Origin of the sequence: Cellulomonas gilvus ATCC 13127, from assembly GCF_000218545.1 — a bacterium.
GTDB lineage: Bacteria > Actinomycetota > Actinomycetes > Actinomycetales > Cellulomonadaceae > Cellulomonas > Cellulomonas gilvus.
In genome coordinates, this window is sequence record NC_015671.1 from 1,261,629 (window position 1) to 1,282,511 (window position 20,883).

The 20,883-nt window shown below is 75.4% G+C and carries 21 protein-coding genes and 2 tRNA genes; 15 read left to right on the top strand and 8 right to left on the bottom strand.

The window, feature by feature from the left end:
- Positions 1–32 precede the first annotated feature (32 nt).
- Both CELGI_RS16380 and CELGI_RS17065 read right to left on the bottom strand, forming a co-directional pair.
- On the bottom strand, positions 33–641 hold the full coding sequence (locus CELGI_RS16380) for an Rv3235 family protein (RefSeq protein WP_013883178.1): 609 nt from the start codon (positions 639–641) through the stop codon (positions 33–35).
- Complete coding sequence (locus CELGI_RS17065) at positions 638–1,321, bottom strand: LysM peptidoglycan-binding domain-containing protein (RefSeq protein ID WP_041574120.1); 684 nt, start codon at positions 1,319–1,321, stop codon at positions 638–640. Before CELGI_RS17065 ends, CELGI_RS16380 begins: the two co-directional genes overlap by 4 nt.
- A gap of 208 nt (positions 1,322–1,529) precedes the next feature.
- Between CELGI_RS17065 and CELGI_RS05795 the strand changes: the two genes are divergently transcribed.
- The gene (locus CELGI_RS05795) at positions 1,530–2,057 is read left to right on the top strand and encodes a hypothetical protein (RefSeq protein ID WP_013883180.1); all 528 of its coding nucleotides are present in this window, start codon (positions 1,530–1,532) and stop codon (positions 2,055–2,057) included.
- An 11-nt stretch (positions 2,058–2,068) separates the two neighbouring features.
- On the opposite strand, the gene CELGI_RS05800 is transcribed toward CELGI_RS05795, so the two are convergent.
- Complete coding sequence (locus CELGI_RS05800; protein WP_013883181.1) at positions 2,069–2,290, bottom strand: helix-turn-helix domain-containing protein; 222 nt, start codon at positions 2,288–2,290, stop codon at positions 2,069–2,071.
- 153 nt (positions 2,291–2,443) lie between these two features.
- Between CELGI_RS05800 and CELGI_RS05805 the strand changes: the two genes are divergently transcribed.
- The 5 genes from CELGI_RS05805 to CELGI_RS05825 all read left to right on the top strand — a co-directional run bounded on the left by CELGI_RS05805 (position 2,444) and on the right by CELGI_RS05825 (position 5,300).
- A complete protein-coding gene (locus tag CELGI_RS05805) occupies positions 2,444–3,118 on the top strand; it encodes a hypothetical protein (protein WP_013883182.1) in 675 nt (224 codons plus the stop codon).
- Between the two features lie 3 nt (positions 3,119–3,121).
- Positions 3,122–4,396 (top strand): AAA family ATPase, encoded by a 1,275-nt coding sequence (locus CELGI_RS05810; RefSeq protein ID WP_013883183.1) that lies wholly within the window; start codon positions 3,122–3,124, stop codon positions 4,394–4,396.
- 62 nt (positions 4,397–4,458) lie between these two features.
- A complete protein-coding gene (locus tag CELGI_RS05815) occupies positions 4,459–4,923 on the top strand; it encodes a DUF6912 family protein (protein WP_013883184.1) in 465 nt (154 codons plus the stop codon).
- 137 nt (positions 4,924–5,060) lie between these two features.
- Positions 5,061–5,132 (top strand) — tRNA-Gln (locus CELGI_RS05820).
- A 95-nt stretch (positions 5,133–5,227) separates the two neighbouring features.
- Positions 5,228–5,300 (top strand) — tRNA-Glu (locus tag CELGI_RS05825).
- Between the two features lie 156 nt (positions 5,301–5,456).
- Here the strand turns inward: CELGI_RS05825 and CELGI_RS05830 are convergent.
- Positions 5,457–6,176, bottom strand: a complete 720-nt coding sequence (locus CELGI_RS05830) for an IclR family transcriptional regulator (RefSeq protein WP_013883185.1) — start codon at positions 6,174–6,176, stop codon at positions 5,457–5,459.
- A 119-nt stretch (positions 6,177–6,295) separates the two neighbouring features.
- Here CELGI_RS05830 and leuC point away from each other — a divergent pair, with 119 nt between their 5' ends.
- The 5 genes from leuC (at position 6,296) to CELGI_RS05855 (ending at position 11,911) form a co-directional block, all read left to right on the top strand.
- The gene (gene leuC, locus CELGI_RS05835) at positions 6,296–7,759 is read left to right on the top strand and encodes a 3-isopropylmalate dehydratase large subunit (protein WP_013883186.1); all 1,464 of its coding nucleotides are present in this window, start codon (positions 6,296–6,298) and stop codon (positions 7,757–7,759) included.
- 26 nt (positions 7,760–7,785) lie between these two features.
- Positions 7,786–8,448, top strand: coding sequence for a 3-isopropylmalate dehydratase small subunit (gene leuD / locus CELGI_RS05840; protein ID WP_013883187.1), 663 nt, complete (start codon positions 7,786–7,788; stop codon positions 8,446–8,448).
- 303 nt (positions 8,449–8,751) lie between these two features.
- The gene (murA, locus tag CELGI_RS05845; protein ID WP_013883188.1) at positions 8,752–10,068 is read left to right on the top strand and encodes a UDP-N-acetylglucosamine 1-carboxyvinyltransferase; all 1,317 of its coding nucleotides are present in this window, start codon (positions 8,752–8,754) and stop codon (positions 10,066–10,068) included.
- 71 nt (positions 10,069–10,139) lie between these two features.
- Positions 10,140–10,886 (top strand): lysophospholipid acyltransferase family protein, encoded by a 747-nt coding sequence (locus CELGI_RS05850; protein WP_013883189.1) that lies wholly within the window; start codon positions 10,140–10,142, stop codon positions 10,884–10,886.
- On the top strand, positions 10,883–11,911 hold the full coding sequence (locus CELGI_RS05855) for an NAD(P)H-dependent glycerol-3-phosphate dehydrogenase (protein ID WP_013883190.1): 1,029 nt from the start codon (positions 10,883–10,885) through the stop codon (positions 11,909–11,911). Before CELGI_RS05850 ends, CELGI_RS05855 begins: the two co-directional genes overlap by 4 nt.
- A gap of 24 nt (positions 11,912–11,935) precedes the next feature.
- Here the strand turns inward: CELGI_RS05855 and CELGI_RS05860 are convergent, their stop codons facing one another.
- Entirely contained in the window at positions 11,936–13,099 is a 1,164-nt protein-coding gene (locus CELGI_RS05860; RefSeq protein ID WP_013883191.1) for a trans-sulfuration enzyme family protein, read from the bottom strand.
- 46 nt (positions 13,100–13,145) lie between these two features.
- On the opposite strand from CELGI_RS05860, the gene CELGI_RS05865 reads away from it, so the two are divergent.
- The gene (locus CELGI_RS05865) at positions 13,146–14,294 is read left to right on the top strand and encodes a D-alanine--D-alanine ligase family protein (protein ID WP_013883192.1); all 1,149 of its coding nucleotides are present in this window, start codon (positions 13,146–13,148) and stop codon (positions 14,292–14,294) included.
- A gap of 4 nt (positions 14,295–14,298) precedes the next feature.
- On the opposite strand, the gene CELGI_RS05870 is transcribed toward CELGI_RS05865, so the two are convergent.
- On the bottom strand, positions 14,299–14,781 hold the full coding sequence (locus tag CELGI_RS05870; protein WP_013883193.1) for a DUF3515 family protein: 483 nt from the start codon (positions 14,779–14,781) through the stop codon (positions 14,299–14,301).
- 106 nt (positions 14,782–14,887) lie between these two features.
- Between CELGI_RS05870 and CELGI_RS05875 the strand changes: the two genes are divergently transcribed.
- Positions 14,888–15,862, top strand: a complete 975-nt coding sequence (locus CELGI_RS05875; RefSeq protein ID WP_013883194.1) for a thiamine-phosphate kinase — start codon at positions 14,888–14,890, stop codon at positions 15,860–15,862.
- On the opposite strand, the gene CELGI_RS05880 is transcribed toward CELGI_RS05875, so the two are convergent.
- The gene (locus tag CELGI_RS05880) at positions 15,847–16,371 is read right to left on the bottom strand and encodes a GNAT family N-acetyltransferase (protein ID WP_041574470.1); all 525 of its coding nucleotides are present in this window, start codon (positions 16,369–16,371) and stop codon (positions 15,847–15,849) included. The genes CELGI_RS05875 and CELGI_RS05880 overlap by 16 nt on opposite strands.
- A gap of 120 nt (positions 16,372–16,491) precedes the next feature.
- Positions 16,492–16,683 (bottom strand): 50S ribosomal protein L28, encoded by a 192-nt coding sequence (gene rpmB / locus CELGI_RS05885; protein ID WP_019136706.1) that lies wholly within the window; start codon positions 16,681–16,683, stop codon positions 16,492–16,494.
- Between the two features lie 312 nt (positions 16,684–16,995).
- Between rpmB and CELGI_RS16385 the strand changes: the two genes are divergently transcribed.
- Both CELGI_RS16385 and CELGI_RS05895 read left to right on the top strand, forming a co-directional pair.
- Entirely contained in the window at positions 16,996–18,570 is a 1,575-nt protein-coding gene (locus CELGI_RS16385; RefSeq protein WP_013883197.1) for a DAK2 domain-containing protein, read from the top strand.
- A gap of 43 nt (positions 18,571–18,613) precedes the next feature.
- Positions 18,614–20,851 (top strand): ATP-dependent DNA helicase RecG, encoded by a 2,238-nt coding sequence (locus CELGI_RS05895; RefSeq protein WP_013883198.1) that lies wholly within the window; start codon positions 18,614–18,616, stop codon positions 20,849–20,851.
- The last annotated feature ends 32 nt before the right edge of the window (positions 20,852–20,883 follow it).

Here is a 20,883-nt window from a genome sequence, read left to right on the forward strand (position 1 = left end):
TCGTCACCAGGTCGCGCGCGCCGGGCGAGGGGTCAGCCGATCTCCAGCGCCGTGACGCGCCAGGCGCGGCGGTGGACCTCCAGGCGCATCGCGACCGCCCGGATGCGGACGCCGTCGTCGACCACCGCGGTCGCCTCGACCACGCACGGCTCGATCCGGCACGTCCGCACGGTGCGCACGGCGACGCCCCGGCCGCTCACGCGGGGGCCGATCGCGCGCACGGTCACGTGCGCCCGGGCCTGCAGGAGGTCGAACACGCCGGGAGCGAGCCACCGCGCGAGCTGTGCCACCGGGCGTCGGCCCACGAGCGCCTCGACGCTCGCGAGCGCGAGCGTGCGTGCCAGCACGCGCGGGTCGCCGTCCGGGGGTGCGGAGACGGGCTCGTCGTCGCGCAGCGCGGCCTCGACGGGCGCACGATCGGCCGCGCGCAGCACCGCGATCCTGGTCCGGAGCGTGTGGGCCGGCGCGGGCGCCCCGGCGGACGACGGACGTGGCTGGACGGCCGGCTCCGGATCCACGAGCGGACGCACGCGGGGGAGCGAGGGGCGCGTGGGCGGCCCCGGGCGGACCCGGCCCGTGCGCAGGTCGTGCGCGAGCGCGCGCTCCAGCGGACCGACGGGCGCGACAGCCAGCGCGCTCATCGGGCGGCCTCCGCCGGGACCTGCAGCACCTGGCCGGGCCGGATGACGTCGGGGTCGGACCCGATCGTCTCCCGGTTGGCCTCCCACCACGCCGGCCACGCCTCGGCGATGCGCTCCGGCGTCGCGTCGTCGCCGAGGTGCGTGGCGGCGATCGTCCACAGCGACTCGCCCGCGCGCACGCGGTGCACCTCGCCGCGTGCGTCGGCGTGCGCCGTCGCGCGGAGGTGGCCGGGTGCGTCCGTGCGCGACTCCCCGTCGGTCACCGCGACCGACCACCCGAGCGCGGGCCCGTCCGCACCGCGCAGGTCCGCGGCGCCCGTCCCGGGCGACCACACGTGCGCGGTCGCGACCGTCCCGACCGAGGGGCCGGACGAGACCAGCGGCGGCGCCGTGGCGCCCGCACCGGTGGCCACGAGGCCCACGCCGATGCCGGCCCCCGCCACACCGGCCACCACCCGGCGCACCACCGCGGGAGCGCAGCGGCGCAGCGCGTCCTCGCCCGCGCGCCATCGCGCTCCGAGCACGCGGCCCGCGACGCACGCCGCGCCGAGGCCGCACGCGAGCGCGAGCCACGCGCACACGAGCGCTCCGAGCACGGCGACCGCGACGAGCACCACGTCGTCGACCCGCAGCGGGCCGCCGGAGCCGAGGCCTGCGCGCGCTGCCAGGCCCAGTGCCACGGCGCACGCCGCTGCGGATGCGCCGGCCAGCGCGAGAAGTGCGCCGGTGGTGGCGCCTCGTGTCCGGTGATGCATGAGGACCCCCTGAACGTTCAGATGATGCCGTTTGATGACGTTACGTGCGCCTAGGTGTACCGACATCTGAGCGGTATGTCCAGTGCCGAGGTCCGACGGCCTCGGTCGAACGGCCGACCCGTACGGTGGTCGGGTGCGATGGGAGTCGTTGTTCGCGGACATGGAGGCGCAGCTCGACGCGGCACGTGAGCAGGGGCTGCGTGACGAGGTCGCCGAGCTGACCCGCGCCGAGCGGGCTCAGGTCACGCTCGTCGACCGCCTGCGCGCGACGCGCGGAGGCACGTTGCGGGTGCTGCTCCGCGACGGTCAGACGGTGGGCGGCGCGGTGGTCGAGGCCGCGCCCCAGTGGGTGCTCGTGGCGTCCGACGCGACCAGGCGCGTGCTCGTGCCCGCGACGGCGGTCACGGGCGTCGTCGGCCTCTCCGCGCTCGCGGCGCCCCCGCCGGGCACGGCCGAGCGTGCGCTGTCGCTGGGCCACGCGTTGCGCGCGCTGGCCCGCGACCGTGCCGAGGTGCGTGTGGACGCGCTGGGGGTGCGTGTGGCGGGTCGGGTCGAGCGCGTCGGGGCGGACCACGTCGACGTGCTGCCGGCCGACGCGGGTCCGGGCGGCGCCGCGTGGGCGCTCAGGTTCGACGCGCTGATGGCGGTGCGGTCAGGCTGAGGCCTGCGCGTTCACTCCTCCTCGAACGACGCGCCGCTCGCGATGCGCTCACGCGTGCGCGCCTTCTGGCGGTCCACGTACGCGTCGAGGTCCTCGACGCCCACGCGCCAGATCTTGCGCCCGCCGAGCTGGAACGCCTCGAGCTCGCCCGTGGTCACCATCGAGCGGACCTGGCCCACGGAGACGCCGAGGATCTCGGCCACGTCGGCGAGGGAGAGGTACTGCTGCGGCATGCCCGCAGTCTGGCACGGGGGCGGACCCGCACCCGCTTCATCCACAGCGGCGCGGACACCCCTGATGTCCGGGTTGCCCGGTACGGCAGGATACGGGGGCCGGGACGTGCGCCGTAAGGGGGCGGCGTCCACGCGACGACGAAGGAGCCCGACGTGGACACTGCGCTGCTCGACCTCCCGGCGCCCACCGCGGCGCGGCTGCGCCGGCCCGGCTGGCGTGACCCGCGGCTGCTGGCGGGGATCGCGATGGTCGCGGCGGCCGTGGCGCTCGGCGCGTGGGCGGTGCGGACCGCGCAGGCCACCGTCGCGGTGTACGCGGTGCGGGACACGCTCGTGCCCGGCGCCACGCTGGATGCCGACGACCTCCTGGTGGTGGACGTGCGGGTGCCCGACGCGGCGCTCGCGGGCTACCTGCCCGCCGACGAGGCCGTGCCGCAGGACGCGGTGCTGCTGCGGACGGTCGGCGCGGGGGAGCTGCTGCCGCGTTCCGCCGTGGGTGCCGCGGCCGACGTCGCGGTCCGGCCGATCGCGGTACCCGTGGACTCGCGCCCGTCGGACGAGGTGGTCCCGGGTGCGGTGGTCGACGTGTGGTTCACACCCGCAGCGCCGACGGGTTCGGCCGCGCGGGACGCCGAGCCCGGCGCACCGCGCCTGCTGGCGGCGGGCGTCACGGTCGCGGAGGTCGCCACGCCCGACGGCGCGTTCTCCGCGGGCGGGTCGAGCGTCGTGCACGTGCTGGTGCCGCAGGACGGGCTGCCGGACCTGCTGACCGCCCTCGCGGCCGACGGCACGCTCGTGACCGTCCCGGTCCCCGGCTCGGGGCGCTGACGCGTGGCCACGACGGTGGGCGTGCTGTGCGCGGTCCGCGGCCCGGCCGAGGTGCTCGTGGTGCGCGCGCTCGACGACGACGCCGGCCTGCACGTGACGCGCCGGTGCGCGGACCTCGCCGAGCTGCACGCCGCGGCGGAGGCGGGCCTCGGCCGGGTCGCGGTCGTCTCGGGCGACCTCGACCTGCTCGACCTGACCGCCGTGGCCACGCTCAGGTCCGCGGGGGTCGCGCTCGTCGCGCTCCTGGACCCGGAACGCTCGTCGTCGGCGGACCGCGCACGCCTGGCGGGCGCTGACCTGGTCCTCGACCTGCCGACGGACGGGGCGGCCGCACGTGCGCTGGTCGAGCGCGTGCTCGCGCTCGCGGCCGAGGCGCAGACCGCCGGCCCGGACCCGTGGGACGCCACACCCGCACCGGCCGCCCGCACCGAGCGGGGCCGGGTCGTCGCGGTGTGGGGACCCACGGGTGCGCCCGGCAGGTCGACGGTCGCGCTGCACACGGCCGCCGAGATCGCCGCACAGGGGGTCCCGACGCTCCTGGTGGACGCGGACACGTACGGCGGCTGCCAGGCGCAGCTGCTGGGCGTGCTGGACGACGCACCGGGCCTCGCGGCCGCGGCGCGCAGCGCGGGGCAGGGCGTGCTCGACCTGGTGACCCTCGCGCGGGTCGCGCCGTACGTCGCGCCCGACCTGCGGCTGCTGTCCGGCATCCAGCGGCCGGACCGCTGGCCCGAGCTGCCCGGTCCGGCGCTCGACGCCGTGTGGGTCGTCGCGCGCTCGCTCGCGGCCGTGACCGTGATCGACTGCGGCTTCAGCCTCGAGCAGGACGAGGTGCTGAGCTACGACACGCGCGCGCCGCGCCGGAACGCGGCGACGCTCGGCGCGCTCACGGTCGCGGACGACGTGGTCGTGGTCGGCGCGGCGGACCCCGTGGGCATCCAGCGGCTCGTGCGGGCGCTCGGCGAGCTCGCCGAGCTGGGCACCGGTGCGCGGCGCCACGTGGTCGTCAACCGCGTGCGGGCGTCGGTCGCGGGTGCGCAGCCGGCCCGCGCGGTGGCGCGGGCGCTCGAACGGTACGCGGGTGTGCACGACGCGGTGCTGGTCCCGGACGACCAGGCGGGGCTCGACGCGGCGGTGCTCGAGGCCCGCACGCTGCGTGAGATCGCGCCGGGCTCGCCCGCTCGTCGCGCGCTCGCGGAGCTGGCCGGGCGGCTGGTCGCTCCCCGCACGCCCGCGCAGGAGACCGCGCCCGGCCTGGCCGGGGTCGCTCGGGCGTGACGACCGACGCACGCTGAGCGCGGCGCCCGGCCCGGTGCCGGGGGAGCGGGCAGGATGGACGCGTGCGCCTCTACCTGCCTGCGACCCTCGACGAGCTGACCGCGACGACCGAGGGCGACGCGCTGCTCGCCGGACGCACCGCGCACGCGGTGACGCAGGCGCTGCGCGCCGCGCTGCCCGACGAGGACGAGGAGGGCTGGGAGTTCGCCGCCCACCTGGCCGCGGCGGACGACAGCCTGGACCTGCTCCGGTCGCGGCCGGAGGCTCCCGCCCTGCGGCTCGTCGTCACGGTGGACGTGCCCGACGACGCGGTCGGCGTCGGGCCGCAGCCGGGCGCGACGCCCAGCGCGGTGCTGCTGACGCGTGCCGCGACCCTCGCCGAGGTCGCGTGCGTCCACGTGGACGAGCCGGCGGTCGCCGGCGACGTGCGGGCGGCGCTGTCGGGCGACGTCGCGGCGGACGAGCGCGTCGCCGAGGCGGACCTGCTCTGGTACGACGTCTCCGAGATCGGCGACATCCCGACCTGAGCCTCCGCGCCGGTGCGGAGCGGTCCACGAACCGGCGGGTTTGGTCGCAGGCAGGCGACCAGGTATCGTTCTCGGCCGGTACGACGTCCCATTCACGGGCCCTCCGGGGTCACGGAATAGGGGGACGGAATACCTCTTGGGGTATGGTGTAATTGGCAGCACGACTGATTCTGGTTCAGTTAGTCTAGGTTCGAGTCCTGGTACCCCAGCGCGAGCACCGCTGACCTGCGAGTTCGGAGCAGTCCGAAGGATCAGGTAGAGTGTTCACTCGTCCGCGAGGCCCCCGGGTCCCGCAGGCTGACAGGCCCCCGTTGTGTAGCGGCCTAGCACGCCGCCCTCTCACGGCGGTAGCGCCGGTTCGAATCCGGTCGGGGGTACGTCGAAAGGCCCGGTCACCCAGGTGACCGGGCCTTTGTCGTCGGTGGGTCCGGGACGCCCTGGGGCCGCCCGCACGGCGTGTGAGATGCGTCTCCCGGAGACGACGGAGGCCCGCCCGCACGTCGCGGACGGGCCTCCGGGGTCGGGACGGGCGGTCAGTCCGCGGTGCGGCGCAGCACCTCGGTCAGCCGGTTGGCGGCCGAGACCACGGCGGCGGCGTGCAGGCGCCCCGGCTGCCGGGTGAGCCGCTCGAGCGGCCCGGAGACCGAGACGGCCGCCACGACGCGCCCGGACGGGCCGCGCACGGGTGCGGACACCGACGCGACGCCCACCTCGCGCTCGGACACCGACTGCGCCCAGCCGCGGCGGCGCACGCCGGACAGGATCGTCGCGGTGAACTTGGCGCCCTGGAGACCGCGGTGCAGCCGGTCGGGCTCCTCCCACGCCAGCAGGACCTGGGCCGCGGAGCCCGCCTGCATGGTCAGCGTCGCGCCCACGGGGATCGAGTCGCGCAGGCCGATGGGACGCTCGGCTGCGGCCACGCAGATGCGCTGGTCGCCCTGGCGGCGGTAGAGCTGTGCGCTCTCGCCGGTGTGGTCGCGCACGGCCGCGAGCACCGGGCCCGCGGCGGCCAGGAGGCGGTCCTCGCCCGCCGCCGTCGCGAGCTCCGACAGGCGCGGCCCGAGCACGAACCGCCCCTGCATGTCGCGTGCGACCAGGCGGTGGTGCTCGAGCGCGACGGCCAGGCGGTGGGCCGTCGGGCGGGCAAGATGGGTGGCGGTCACGAGCTGCGCGAGGGTGGCCGGACCCGCCTCGAGCGCGCTGAGAACGGATGCGGCCTTGTCCAGCACGCCGACTCCGCTAGAGTTGTCCATAGGCCGATATTGGCGTCTCGCAGGCTGAGATGCAAGTACCGACGCGCGAACACCGCCCCGCAGGGCGGAACGACCCCGGGACAACCCCCACCCGGACGAGCAGAACAGGACCGCACAACATGGCCGGCACCTTGGCGGAGAAGGTCTGGGACGCACACGTCGTGCGACGTGGCACCGACGGAGCTCCCGACCTCCTCTACATCGACCTCCACCTCGTGCACGAGGTCACCAGCCCCCAGGCCTTCGAGGGCCTGCGGCTCGCGGGTCGGCCCGTGCGGCGGCCGGACCTCACGCTCGCGACCGAGGACCACAACACGCCGACGCTCGACATCGACCGCCCCATCGCGGACACCACGAGCAGGACGCAGATCGAGACGCTGCGCAACAACGCGCGCGAGTTCGGCGTGCGCATCCACTCGCTCGGCGACGCGGACCAGGGCATCGTCCACCAGGTCGGCCCGCAGCTCGGGCTCACGCAGCCGGGCCTGACGGTCGTGTGCGGCGACAGCCACACGTCCACCCACGGCGCGTTCGGTGCGCTCGCGTTCGGCATCGGCACGTCCGAGGTCGAGCACGTGCTCGCGACGCAGACGCTGCCGCTGGCCCCGTTCAAGACGATGGCGATCACGGTCAACGGCACGCTGCCGCAGGGCGCCACGAGCAAGGACATCATCCTGGCGATCATCGCCAAGATCGGCACGGGCGGCGGCCAGGGCTACGTCCTGGAGTACCGCGGCGAGGCGATCCGCGCGCTGTCGATGGAAGCCCGCATGACCGTGTGCAACATGTCGATCGAGGCGGGGGCCCGCGCGGGCATGATCGCGCCCGACGAGACCACGTTCGAGTACCTCAAGGGCCGCCCGCACGCACCCGAGGGCGCCGACTGGGACGCGGCGGTCGAGTACTGGCGCACGCTGCGCTCGGACGACGACGCGCAGTTCGACGTCGAGGTGGTCCTCGAGGCTGCGGACCTCGAGCCGTTCGTCACGTGGGGCACCAACCCCGGCCAGGGCCTGCCGCTCTCGGCGTCGGTGCCCGTCCCGGAGCAGATCGCGGACGAGAACGAGCGCGTCGCCGCGGAGCGCGCCATCGAGTACATGGGCCTGACGCCGGGCCAGCCGCTGCGCGAGATCAAGGTCGACACGGTCTTCATCGGCTCGTGCACCAACGGGCGCATCGAGGACCTGCGCTCGGTCGCCAAGGTGGTGCGGGGCAAGCGCAAGGCCGACGACGTGCGCGTGCTCGTCGTGCCGGCCTCGGCGCGCGTGCGCCTGCAGGCCGAGGCCGAGGGGCTCGACCAGATCTTCCTCGACTTCGGCGCCGAGTGGCGCAACGCGGGCTGCTCGATGTGCCTCGGCATGAACCCCGACCAGCTGGCTCCGGGCGAGCGTTCGGCGTCGACGTCCAACCGCAACTTCGAGGGTCGTCAGGGCAAGGGCGGCCGCACGCACCTGGTCTCGCCCCTGGTGGCGGCGGCGACCGCGATCCGCGGCACGCTCTCGTCGTACGGCGACCTCGGCACGGGCCTGCCCGCGCCGGACGGCACGCCGCTGACGGACCCCGCGGACCTCCAGACGGTCTGACCCGACGAGACGAGAGAGACAGACCCATGGAGAAGTTCACCCAGCACACCGGCGTCGGGGTCCCGCTGCGCCGCAGCAACGTCGACACCGACCAGATCATCCCGGCCGTCTACCTCAAGCGCGTGACGCGCACGGGGTTCGAGGACGCGCTGTTCGCGGCGTGGCGGGGCGACCCGGCGTTCGTCCTGAACCAGGACGCGTACCGCACCGGCTCGGTGCTGGTCGCGGGCCCGGACTTCGGCACGGGCTCGTCGCGTGAGCACGCCGTGTGGGCGCTCAAGGACTACGGCTTCAAGGTGGTGCTGTCCGCGCGGTTCGCGGACATCTTCCGCGGCAACTCGGGCAAGCAGGGGCTGCTGGCGGCGCAGGTCGCGCAGGAGGACATCGAGCTCATCTGGAAGATCCTCGAGACGCACCCCGGCACGGCCGTGACGGTCGACCTCGACGCGCGCACGGTGACCTGCGACGACGTCGTCGTGCCGTTCCAGGTCGACGACTACACGCGCTGGCGCCTCATGGAGGGCCTCGACGACATCGGCCTGACGCTGCAGCACGTCGACGAGATCCAGGCGTTCGAGGAGCGGCGTGAGCCGTGGCGTCCCGCGACGCTGCCGGCCAAGCACCTGCCGCCCGTCGAGATCAAGGCCGCGCGGCCGGTCGAGGTCGCGATCGGCACGCGTCCCGCCTGATCCGGGACCGCGGCTCGCACGGCTCGTGCGTGCGTGTCGTCGATCACGTCCCGCCCGGTCGTCCACGTCCCTGACGTGGGCGGCCGGGCGTCGTGCGTCGCGCGGGCGCCGCGGCCGCGGACGGTGCGACCGGTCCGGGGGAAGAAAGCACCCACCCGGTGACGCTGCACCCACGGGACCTCCGGCCGCGACGGACCCGGTGGGCTGGCGCGCGGCCGGTTGGTCTGTGAAGGTGTCGTGCGGACGCCTGCGCGAGCACGCGCATCGGCGCGCACGGCCCGTGACGTAGGCAAGGATGGGCGCGTGAACGATCTGCTGTACGTGAACGGTGGCACCCCGCTGCGGGGCGAGATCACCGTGCGAGGTGCCAAGAACTTCGTCTCCAAGGCGATGGTCGCCGCGCTGCTGGGCGAGACGCCCAGCGTGCTGCGCAACGTGCCGCAGATCCGGGACGTCGCGGTGGTGACGGGCCTGCTCGAGCTGCACGGCGTGCGCGTGGACGCGGACCCGGTGGCGGGCACGCTGCACCTGGACCCGACGGACGTCGAGACCGCGCACGTCGCGGACATCGACGCGCATGCGGGCTCGAGCCGCATCCCGATCCTGTTCTGCGGGCCGCTGCTGCACCGCCTGGGTGAGGCGTTCATCCCGGACCTGGGCGGCTGCCGGATCGGCGACCGGCCGATCAACTACCACCTGGACATCCTGCGGCAGTTCGGCGCGGTGGTGGACAAGCGGCCGCAGGGGATCTACCTGAGCGCCCCGCGCCGGCTGCAGGGCACCAAGATCGCGCTGCCGTACCCGAGCGTGGGCGCGACCGAGCAGCTCCTGCTCACGGCCGTGCGCGCGGAGGGCATCACCGAGCTCGCGGGCGCCGCGATCGAGCCCGAGATCATGGACCTCATCAACGTCCTGCAGAAGATGGGCGCGATCATCTCGGTCGACACCGACCGCGTGATCCGCATCGAGGGCGTCGAGCGGCTCGAGGGCTACCAGCACACCGCGCTGTCCGACCGGATCGAGGGCGCGTCGTGGGCCTCGGCGGCGCTGGCCACGGGCGGCGACATCTACGTGCGCGGGGCGACGCAGCCCGAGATGACGACGTTCCTCAACACGTTCCGCAAGGTCGGCGGCGAGTTCACGGTCGACGACGAGGGCATCCGGTTCTTCCACCCCGGCGGCGACCTGCGCTCGATCCAGCTCGAGACGGACGTGCACCCGGGCTTCATGACGGACTGGCAGCAGCCGCTCGTCGTCGCGCTCACGCAGGCCAAGGGCCTGTCGATCGTGCACGAGACGGTGTACGAGAACCGCTTCGGGTTCGCGGACGCGCTCGTCGGGATGGGCGCGACCATCCAGGTCTACAAGGAGTGCCTGGGCGGACGGCCGTGCCGGTTCGGGCAGCGCAACTTCTACCACTCCGCGGTGATCAGCGGCCCGACGCCGCTGTCGGCCGCCGACATCGAGGTCCCGGACCTGCGCGGCGGGTTCAGCCACCTGATCGCGGCGCTGACCGCCAAGGGGACGTCCGCGGTCCGGGGCATCAGCCTGATCGACCGGGGCTACGAGCACTTCATGGACAAGCTCGAGGCGCTGGGCGCCGAGTTCAGCCGCGACTGAGCATCGCGTGCACCGACGCCGGGGGCGGGCGCCCGGCGTCGGTGCCGCGGCCAGCAGGTAGCCTGCTCGTCGTGCGTCCCCCTGCCCGTTCCAACCGTGCCTACCGCAACGTCGCGCGCATCGTGCGGCCGCTGCTCAAGGCGATGACCACGCCCGACTGGCACGGCACCGAGCACTTCCCGGCCGGTCGCGGCTTCATCGTGGCGTCGAACCACATGACGAACATCGACCCGCTGACGTTCGCGCACTTCCTGTGGGACAACGGCGTGGCGCCCAAGATCCTGGCGAAGTCGTCCCTGTTCGGCGTCCCCGTGGTCGGTCCGGTGCTCCGCGCGACGGGGCAGATCCCGGTGTACCGGAACACGAGCGCGGCGGGGGAGTCGCTCAAGGCCGCGGTCGACGCGATCGACGGCGGCGACGTCGTGGCGGTGTTCCCCGAGGGCACGCTCACGCGTGACCCCGACCTGTGGCCGATGGTCGGCAAGACGGGCGTCGCGCGCCTGGCGCTCACCACGCGGGCGCCCGTGGTGCCCGTCGCGCAGTGGGGTCCGCAGCGGCTGCTCGGCCGGTACGCCAAGCTGCTCAAGCCGATCCCGCGCAAGCGCATCACGATCGTCGCCGGACCGCCCGTCGTGCTCGACGACCTGTACGACCGGCCGCTGGACGCCGTGACGCTGCGTGAGGCCACCGAGCGCGTGATGGACGCCATCACGGCGCTGCTCGAGGGCGTGCGCGGGGAGCAGGCGCCCGCGGTGCGGTTCGACATGCGCAAGCCCGACGAGCGCGCCGGCGGGGCGCCGCGCCCGGAGCAGCCGTGACGGCGACCTCCGGGGCGCCGCTGCGGGCGACCGTGCTCGGCACGGGCAGCTGGGGCACGACGTTCGCGGCCGTGCTGGCCGACGCGGGCTGCGACGTGACCGTGTGGGGGCGCAGCGACGCCGTGGTCCGCCAGATCGCCGACGAGCACCGCAACGAGGCCTACCTGCCCGGGATCGACCTCCCGGCGGGGATCACGGCCACCACCGACGCGCTCGCGGCCGTCGTCGACGCCGACCTGGTCGCGGTCGCGGTGCCGTCCCAGGTCGCGCGCGCCACGCTCGCGCCGCTCAAGGGTGCGCTGCGGCTCGACGCGGTCGCCGTCTCGCTGATGAAGGGCGTGGAGCTCGGCACGGACCGGCGCATGAGCGAGGTCATCGCCGAGTCGCTCGACCTCCCGGCGGAACGCGTGGCCGTGGTCTCGGGCCCCAACCTGGCGCGTGAGATCGCGCGGCGCCAGCCCACCGCCACGGTGGTGGCCGCGACGTCGGACGCGACCGCGCGGCTCGTGTCGGGGGCCGTCGCGTCGTCGTACTTCCGCCCGTACACCAACCCCGACGTCGTCGGGGTCGAGCTGTGCGGTGCGGTCAAGAACGTCATCGCGCTCGCGGTCGGCATCTCGCAGGGCCGTGGCCTGGGCTACAACACGATGGCCACGGTGATCACGCGCGGGCTCGTCGAGATCACGCGCCTGGGTCTCGCGCTCGGCGCGGACCCGGCCACGTTCCCGGGGCTCGCGGGGATGGGCGACCTCATGGCGACGTGCGCGTCGCCGGACTCGCGCAACCACACGCTCGGCGGCCACATCGGCCGTGGCATGGGCCTGGAGGAGGCCATCGCCGCCACGGGCGGGACCGCCGAGGCGGTCAAGACGTGCCGGCCCGTGCTCGAGCTGGCGCGCCGCCTCGACATCGACATGCCGATCACCGAGGCCGTGGTCAACGTGCTGTACGAGGGCCTGCCGGTGGACCAGCTCGCTCCGACGCTGCTGTCCCGCCCGCGCCGGTCGGAGGCCGTGCAGCGCTGACGGCCGCGGCGTCGGGCGACGCGCTCAGGCGAGCGCGTCCAGCCCCTGGGCCAGGTCGCGCCACAGGTCCTCGACGTCCTCGATCCCGACGCTGAGGCGCAGCAGGTCCTCGGGGACCGTGACCGACTCGGTGGCGAACCGCCGCCGCCGCTCGAGGCTCGACTCGACGCCCCCGAGGCTGGTCGCAGGGACCCACAGCCGCAGCGAGGCGACCAGGGCATCGCCGGCGTCCACGCCGCCCGCCGGGCGCAGGCCGATGATCGAGCCGAACCCGTCCATGAGCCGCGCCGCGCGTGCGTGGCCCGGGTCCTGGGGCAGGCCCGGGTGGCGCACGTGGGCGACCGCCGGGTGCGCCGCGAGACGGCGGGCGAGCTCGAGGGCCGAGGCCTGCGCGCGCTCGACGCGCAGCGCGAGCGTGCGCAGGCCACGCAGCGCGAGCCACACCTCGAACGGCCCGGCCACGGCGCCGTGCAGCGTGCGGTAGGCGTGCAGGCGCGCGTGGAGCGCGGGGTCGGCCGCCATCGCGGCACCCAGGACCACGTCGCTGTGTCCCGCGAGGTACTTGGTGACGGAGTGCACCACCACGTCGGCGCCGTGCTCGAACGGGCGCTGCACCAGCGGTGTGGCGAACGTGTTGTCCACCGCGACGAGCGCGCCCGCCGCATGCGCGCCCGCGACGAGCGCGGGCAGGTCCGCGACCTCGAGCATCGGGTTGGTGGGGGACTCGACCCACAGCAGGTCGGCCGGTGGGGTCCCGTCGCCGCCCCGCACCGCCGCGAGCACGGCGTCGGTGTCGTCGACGTCCACGAGCTCGACGCGGACGCCGCTGCGCTCGGCGAGGTCACGCGCGTAGCCGAGCGTCACCTGGTAGCAGTGCCGGGGCAGCACCAGCCGTCCGCCCGGGGGGACCAGCGAGAGCGCCGCGGCGATCGCCGCCATGCCCGAGCCCAGCACGAGCGCGGGGTGCGGGCAGCCCTCGAGCGCACCCAGGGCCTCCTCGAACGGGTGCCACGTCTCGGTGTCCATGCGCGCGTACAGCGGCTCGCCCGGCGCCGGGACGCCGCGTGAGACGTACGTCGAGGACAGCACGACGGGCGGGTTCACCGGCGCACCCTGCTCACGGGCCGGGCGACCGGCCGCGACGACGAGGGTGGCGGGCTGCAGCGGGTGGGCGGTCGGCTCGGGCACGAGCGCCAGGGTACGCGCGGCACGGCGACGGGTAGGGTGCTGCCCGATGAACGCCGTGCCGTCCCCCCAGTCCCTCGACGACGCCGTTCGTCGCCCCCGCGTCATGGTCCTGTTCGGGGGCAGGTCGGGCGAGCACGCGATCAGCTGTGCGACCGCGGGCGGCGTCCTGCGTGCGCTGGACCGTGAGCGCTACGACGTCGTGGCCGTGGGCGTCACGCCCACGGGTCGGTGGGTGCTCGCGGACGACGACCCCGACCGCTGGGCCATCACCGACGGGCGCCTCCCGCAGGTCGAGGACACCGCGTCGCACGTCGTGCTGCCCTCGGACACCGGCGACCGTGACGTCCTGGTGGTGCAGGACGGCGGCGCACCGCGGTCCATCGGCGAGATCGACGTCGTCTTCCCGCTCCTGCACGGGCCCTTCGGCGAGGACGGCACGCTGCAGGGCATGCTCGAGCTCGCCGACGTCCGGTACGTCGGCGCGGGTGTGCTCGCGTCGGCCGTCGGCATGGACAAGCACATGATGAAGGTGGTGTTCGAGGGTCACGGGCTACCGGTCTCGCCGTTCGTCACGGTGCTGCCCGGCGCGTTCGCACGCGACCCGGAGGGCATCACCGCGCGCGTCGCGGCGCTCGGGCTCCCGGTGTTCGTCAAGCCCGCTCGCGCGGGGTCGAGCCTGGGCATCTCCCGGGTGACCGACCTGGCCGACCTGCCGGCGGCGATCGCCGCGGCGCACGAGCACGACCCGAAGGTCGTCGTCGAGGCCGCGGTGGTGGGCCGGGAGATCGAGTGCGGCGTGCTGGGCGGACGGGGCGGTCGGCGACCGCGCGCGTCGCTGCCCGGCGAGATCGTCGTGGACCACGGCAAGCACGCGTTCTACGACTTCGAGGCCAAGTACCTCGACGAGTCGGCCGTGCGGCTCGCGTGCCCCGCCGACCTGTCGCCCGACGCGGTCGCGCGCGTGCAGGAGGTCGCGGTGCGCGCGTTCGAGGCGCTGGGCTGCGAGGGCCTGGCGCGGGTCGACGTGTTCGTCACCGAGGACGACCAGGTCGTCGTGAACGAGATCAACACCATGCCGGGCTTCACGCCGTTCTCGATGTACCCGCGCATGTGGCAGTCCTCGGGCCTGAGCTACCCCGAGCTGGTCGACGAGCTGGTGCAGCTCGCGCTCGAGCGGCCCACCGGGCTGCGCTGAGCCCTCACAGGCAGCCGCGCTCGCGCTCGGTGAGCTGTGCGGCGCGGCCCAGCCGGTCGAGGAACGACGACGGGTGCGTGCGCGCGATCTCAGCCGGCACCTGGACCTCGATCGCCGGGATGCGCCCGTACGTGGTGAACGTCCAGTCGCTCGACTGCTCGTCGTCCGGGTCGGACGCGACGATCACCCAGTCGACGGACGTGCCGTCGGCGGCGTCGACGGTCTGGCAGCGATCGGTCGTCGGTCCCAGGGGCTCGACGCCGCACCGCAGCACGACGGCCGCGCCGTCCGTCCCCCACGCGGTCGTGGCCTGTGCGGTCGTGTCCCGGCGCGGCAGGTCCTCGGCGAGCTCGTCGGGTGTGGCGAGCACCACCTGCGCGCACACGGGGTCGGTCGCGTACGGCCCCGGTGCGGTGCCGACGGCCGACGCGCAGCCGGCGAGCACGAGGCACAGCAGCGGGCCGAGGACCAGAGGGGTGGTGCGCACCGGTCCACGGTAGCCAGCGTGTGCCCGGCGCCGGTCCCGCGGGCGTGTGACGTGCGTCCACGTGCCGCGTGCGCCCGGCGGTCGACGAGGCGGCTAGCGTGGCCCGGTGCGCGTCGCCGACCTGACCGAGGAAGAGCTGCTGGCCCGGATCGTGCCCGAGCTCCCGGGGGGCGACGCGACGCTCGTCGGCCCGGGCGACGACGCGGCCGTGCTGGCCGCACCCGACGGTCGTTACGTGGTGACGACCGACGTGCTGGTCGAGGACCGGCACTTCCGGCGCGCGTGGTCGAGCGGTGCGGACCTCGGCCGGCGTGCCGCGGTGCAGAACCTCGCCGACGTCGCGGCCATGGGGGCCGTGCCCACCGCGCTCGTCGTGACGCTCGCCGTTCCGGGCGACCTGGCCGTGGACTGGGTCGTCGGGATCGCCCGCGGGCTCGCGCACGTGTGCGCGCCGCTGGGGGTCGGTGTGGTGGGCGGCGACCTGTCCGGTGCGCCGGTGGTCGTGGTGGGCGTGACCGCGCACGGCGACCTCGCGGGTCGCGCGCCCGTGCTGCGCTCGGGTGCGCGCCCCGGGGACGTGGTCGCGCACGCCGGCGTGCTCGGCCGATCGGCGGCGGGCCTGGCGCTGCTGGACGGGTCGGTCGCCGACCCGGACCCGGCACTCGTCGCGGCCTACCTGCGGCCGTCCTCACCGTTGGCGGCGGGTCCCGCCGCCGCTCGAGCCGGGGCGACCGCGATGCTCGACGTGTCCGACGGCCTGCTGAGGGACGCGGGGCGGCTCGCCCGCGCGAGCGGCGTCCGCGTGGACCTCGCGGCGTCCGCGCTGGGTGGCTCGGTCGACGAGCTCCGCGAGGCGGCCCGGCGGGTGGGTGCCGACCCGTGGGCCTGGGTCCTCGGCGGGGGAGAGGACCACGGCCTGCTCGCCGCGTTCCCCGCGGACGTGCCGCTCCCGGACCCGTTCCGGGCGATCGGCACGGTCGTGCCCGCGGATCCCACGGCGGCCGACGTCACGGTGGACGGTGCGCCGGCTCGCGTCGGTCCCGGGTGGGACCACTTCGCGGGCGGTCAGCCCCGGCGGTAGCGCACCTCGAGGAGGTCCTCGCCGCCGACGTCCTCGTACCGTTCCACGCCGTCGGGCTGGAAGCCGTGCCGTCGGTAGAAGTGGCGCGCGCGCTCGTTGGCCGCGAGCACCCAGAGCGTGAGCGGCGTCTGCTCGCCCGACTCGTTGATGAGCGTGCGCATGAGCTCACGCGCGACGCCGTGGCCCCACGTCCCGGGGTCCAGGTAGATCGAGTACACCTCGAGGTCACCGCGCCGCGCGTCCTCGTCGCGGCTCGGCCCCACGGACGCGAAGCCCAGGAGGCGCACGCCGTCCTGCGCGATCCAGGTCCGGACGCCGTCGTCGGGTCCGCGCTCGAGGTACCCCTGCCAGGTGGCCGTGCGCGCCGTCGCGTCGAGCGACGCGAGGTACGACGCGGACACGATGCCCGCGTACGCCTCCTGCCACGAGCGGATGTGCACCGCGGCGATCGCCCCTGCGTCGGCAGGACCCGCCGGGCGGATCGTCAGCTCGCCGATCTGCTCTGCCATGGGGTCACCCTGCCACATGGCAGGCACGACGCAAGGCCCGCGAGGTGAATCCTCGCGGGCCTTGCGATGATGCTGGGGTGTGCCGCGGGCGGCGGCTCAGCCGACGCGTCGACGCGTACGTCAGACGGCGCGCTGGACCTTGCCGGCCTTGAGGCACGAGGTGCACACGTTGAGACGCTTGGGCGTCCCGGCGACGACCGCGCGGACGCGCTGGATGTTCGGGTTCCAGCGACGCTTCGTGCGGACGTGCGAGTGCGAGATGCTGTGCCCGAAGCTCGGGCCCTTGGCGCAGACGTCGCAGGTGGCGGCCACGGTCTTCTCCTGTTGCTCTGGCGGGTCGTACATGGACAGCCGCGAAGGATCGCGGCCGAAGTCGGGGAGGGGGCAGTCCGTACGGCAGCCTCGCGGCATGCGGCGTCTCGTCCTGCATCTGGTCCCAGGCGCGCCCGAACCCGTCGGGCAACCGGTCAAGACTAGCCCATGCGCGGGGGCGTCCCAAATGTGGGCGGCGTGCGGCAGGGTGATGTGCGCCGCACCAGGATGGGACCGCGATGCAGCAGCGCTGCCGCTGAGCCGGTGCCCGCCGGCAGGTGACGGGCGTGGACGACGACGAGGGAGGCGCGCGTGGCGCTCGGGACGGCCGAGGTGACGGCGTGGGTGCAGGGCGCCCGCGCGGGGCTCGGCGACGCACGCGGGCGCATCGACGCGGTCAACGTCTTCCCCGTGCCGGATGCGGACACGGGCACCAACGCGTGGCTGACGATCGAGGGCGGGGTGCGCGCGGTCGATGCGCTGGACGCCCCGGGAGACGTACCGGTCGCGGACGTGCTCACCGCGCTGGCCCGCGGTGCGATGGTCGCGGCGCGCGGCAACTCGGGCGTGATCCTCAGCCAGTGGCTCGCGGGGTTCGCGCACGGCGCCACCGGCGCGGGGGGCGTCGGCACGGCCGACGGCGTGGCACCCGGACGCGTCGACGCCCGCGGGATCGCGCTCGCGCTGGGCTCGGCGGCGCGCGCGGCCCGGCTCGCGCTGGCCGATCCGCAGGAGGGCACCGTGCTCACGCTCGCGGACGAGGTCGCGCAGGCCGCGGCCGACGCGGCCGACGCGGGCGGGGACGGCACCGCGGTCGCCGCGCAGGCCGCCGCCGCGGGACATCAGGCGCTCGCCCGGATCTCCGCGTCGCACCCCGTGCTGCGCCGCGCGCACGTGCCGGACGCGGGCGCGTGCGCGCTCCTCGTCGTGATCGACGCGCTCGCGCTCGCGGCCGCGGGTGCGACGCGCGCCCCGGTCACCGACTGGCTCCCGGACCGGCACCCGGCACCCGGGCACGCGCAGGCGTGCGACGAGGCCACCGCGGGAGCCGCGCAGGGCGGTGCGTTCGAGGTCATGCTCGTGGTGCGGGACACCGCGCCCGGGCCCGCCGTGGGCGATCGGCTGCGCGCGGCGCTGGCAGCGGTGGGCGACTCGGTCGCGGTGGTCGGCGCCGACGGCTGGTGGCACGCGCACGTGCACACCGACGACCCGCAGGTCGCGATCGACGCATGCGCCGTGGGTCGGCGTGAACAGGTGGTGGTCCGGCGGCTCGACGTGCTCGAGGCGCCGCAGGACGCGGGCGCGGACGACTGGGGACTCGTGGTCGTCACGCGGTCCGCGGGCCTGGCGGCGTGGTTCGCCACGGCGGGCGCGGTGGTCGTGGTGCGCTGCCCCGAGGAGCCCGTGACGGCCGCGCACGTGCGCCGCGCGGTCGAGGACGCGGCGGCCCCGCACGTGCTCGTCGTGCCGGGTGACGCGATCACGCCCGACGAGCTCGCGACGGTGCAGGACGACCCCGGCGTCGAGGTGCTCGGTGCGGACGACGAGGCGCGCGCCGCGGTCGCCGTCCTGGCGTTCGTCACCGCGGGCGGTGCACCGGGCGTGCATGCCGCGGCGCTCGCCGCGGGGCGCGCGCGCGTCGCGGCGATCGACGTGGCCGGCGGTCCGGGCCGGGGCGTCGGAGCGCGCGCCGCGGACGTCGAGCACGCGGTCGCGTCGCTGGTCGCGTCCCCCGCGCCGCGGGGTGAGAGCCTGACGGTCGTGGTGCCGGGCACCGCCGACGATGCGGTCGTGGCCGAGGTCGAGCGGTGCGCCGCGCGGCACGGGCTCGAGCCGACGGTGCTCGGGGGTTCCGCCGGCCGGGCGGTCCTGGTCGCGGTCGACTGACGCGCCCGGGGTGACGGTGGTGACGACGAGTGGAGGACCGGCGGTGCGGTACGCGGACGGGGTCGCGGCGGCGGACGGCGCGCTGGACCGGCCGATCGGCAAGGTCGCGCCGCGCCTGGGCCCCAAGTTCGAGGCGCTCGGTGTGCACGTGGCGGGCGACCTGCTGCGCTACTACCCGCGGCGCTACGCGGACCCGAGCCGGCTGACGGACATCGCGGGGCTCGAGATCGACGAGAAGGCCTCGATCGTCGCGGAGGTGCGCTCGAGCTCGGGCGTGCTGCGCGCGCGCACGTCGGGCAAGCTCCGCGTCGAGGCGCAGGTCACCGACGGCCACGCGGTGCTGCACCTTGCGTTCTTCGCGCAGCGCGAGGGCATGGCCAAGGCGTTCGCGGCGCAGATGCGGCCCGGCCGGCGCGGTCTGTTCACCGGCAAGGTCGGCTGGTTCAACGGCCGCGCGCAGCTGGCCAACCCCGCGGTGGTGTGGTTCGACGCCGACGACGAGGGCGCCGCGATCGAGCACGCCGAACGCCCGATCCCGGTCTACCCGGCCAGCGCGACGCTGGACAGCGCCAAGATCGCCACCACGGTCCAGGTGGTGCTGGACGGCCTGCGGGACGGCGACGTGCCCGATCCCGTCCCGGCCGAGGTGCGGCAGGAGCGCGGGTACGGCGAGCTGCTGCCCGCGCTGCGCCGGCTGCACCGGCCCGAGACCGAGCAGGACTGGCGCGTCGCGCAGCAGCGGCAGCGGTACGAGGAGGCGTTCGTGCTGCAGGCCGAGCTCGCGCGGCGGCGCGTGCGGGCCGCGGCGCAGGCGGCAGTCGCGCGGCCACCGGTCCCGGGTGGCCTGCTCGACGCGTTCGACGCGCGCCTGCCGTTCGCGCTGACCGCGGGGCAGCGCGAGGTCGGGGAGCAGATCGCGCAGGAGATCGCCCGGCCCGTGCCCATGCAGCGGCTCCTGCAGGGCGAGGTCGGCTCGGGCAAGACCGTGGTCGCGCTGCGCGCGATGCTGCAGGTGGTGGATGCGGGCGGCCAGGCGGCGCTGCTCGCGCCCACCGAGGTGCTGGCCGCGCAGCACGCGCGTTCGCTGCGCGCGCTGCTGGGCGACCTGGCCGAGGGGGGCCTGCTGGGCGGGGCCGAGCACGGCACGCGCGTCACGCTGCTGACCGGCTCGGTGACGGGTGCGGCACGGCGCACGGCGCTCCTGGACGCGGCGTCGGGGGCCGCGGGCATCGTCGTGGGCACGCACGCGCTGCTGGAGAAGAACGTCCAGTTCGCCGAGCTGGGGCTCGTGGTGGTCGACGAGCAGCACCGGTTCGGGGTCGAGCAGCGCGACGCGCTGCGCGCCAAGGCGGCTGCGCAGCCCCACCTGCTGGCCATGACGGCGACGCCGATCCCGCGCACCGTCGCGATGACGGTGTTCGGCGACCTCGAGACGTCGGTGCTGCGTGAGCTGCCCGCGGGCCGGTCGCCGATCACGTCGTTCGTCGTGCCGGCCGACCTCCCGGCGTGGATGGCGCGCACGTGGGTGCGCGTGCGCGAGGAGGTGGACAAGGGAGGCCGCGCGTACGTGGTGTGCCCGCGCATCACGGGCGACGACGCGGACGGTGCCGACCTGGTCGAGCCCGGCGCCGCGACGCTCGGCGACCAGGGTGCCGCGGCACGGCGACCGCCGCGCGCGGTGCTCGAGGTGGCCGACGAGCTGCGCGGCCTGGACGAGCTCGCGGGCGTCGGCATCGGCGTGCTGCACGGCAAGCTCCCGCCCGAGGACAAGGACCGCGCGCTCGCGGACTTCGCCGCGGGCCGGACGCCCGTGCTGGTCTCGACCACGGTGGTCGAGGTCGGCGTCGACGTGCCCGAGGCGACCGCGATGGTGATCCTGGACGCGGACCTGTTCGGCGTCTCGCAGCTGCACCAGCTGCGCGGCCGGGTCGGCCGCGGGACGGCGCCCGGTGTGTGCCTGCTGGTCTCGGGCGCGCGCCCGGGGACGCCGGGGGACGACCGCCTGCGGACGGTGGCCGAGACGCTCGACGGGTTCGCGCTCGCGCAGTTCGACCTCGAGCAGCGGCGTGAGGGGGACGTGCTGGGTGCGTCGCAGTCCGGCGCCGCGTCGTCGTTGCGGCTGCTGCGCGTCGCGCGTGACGGCGACCTCATCGAGCAGGCACGCACGGATGCGCGTGCGGTGGTGGAGGCCGACCCCGAGCTGGTCGGGCACCCCGCGCTGCGTGCCGCGATCGACCAGCTCCTGGCGGGCGAGCGCGACGAGTTCCTGGACCGCGCATGAGCACGCCGGGGTCAGGGTCGGGGCACCGCCGT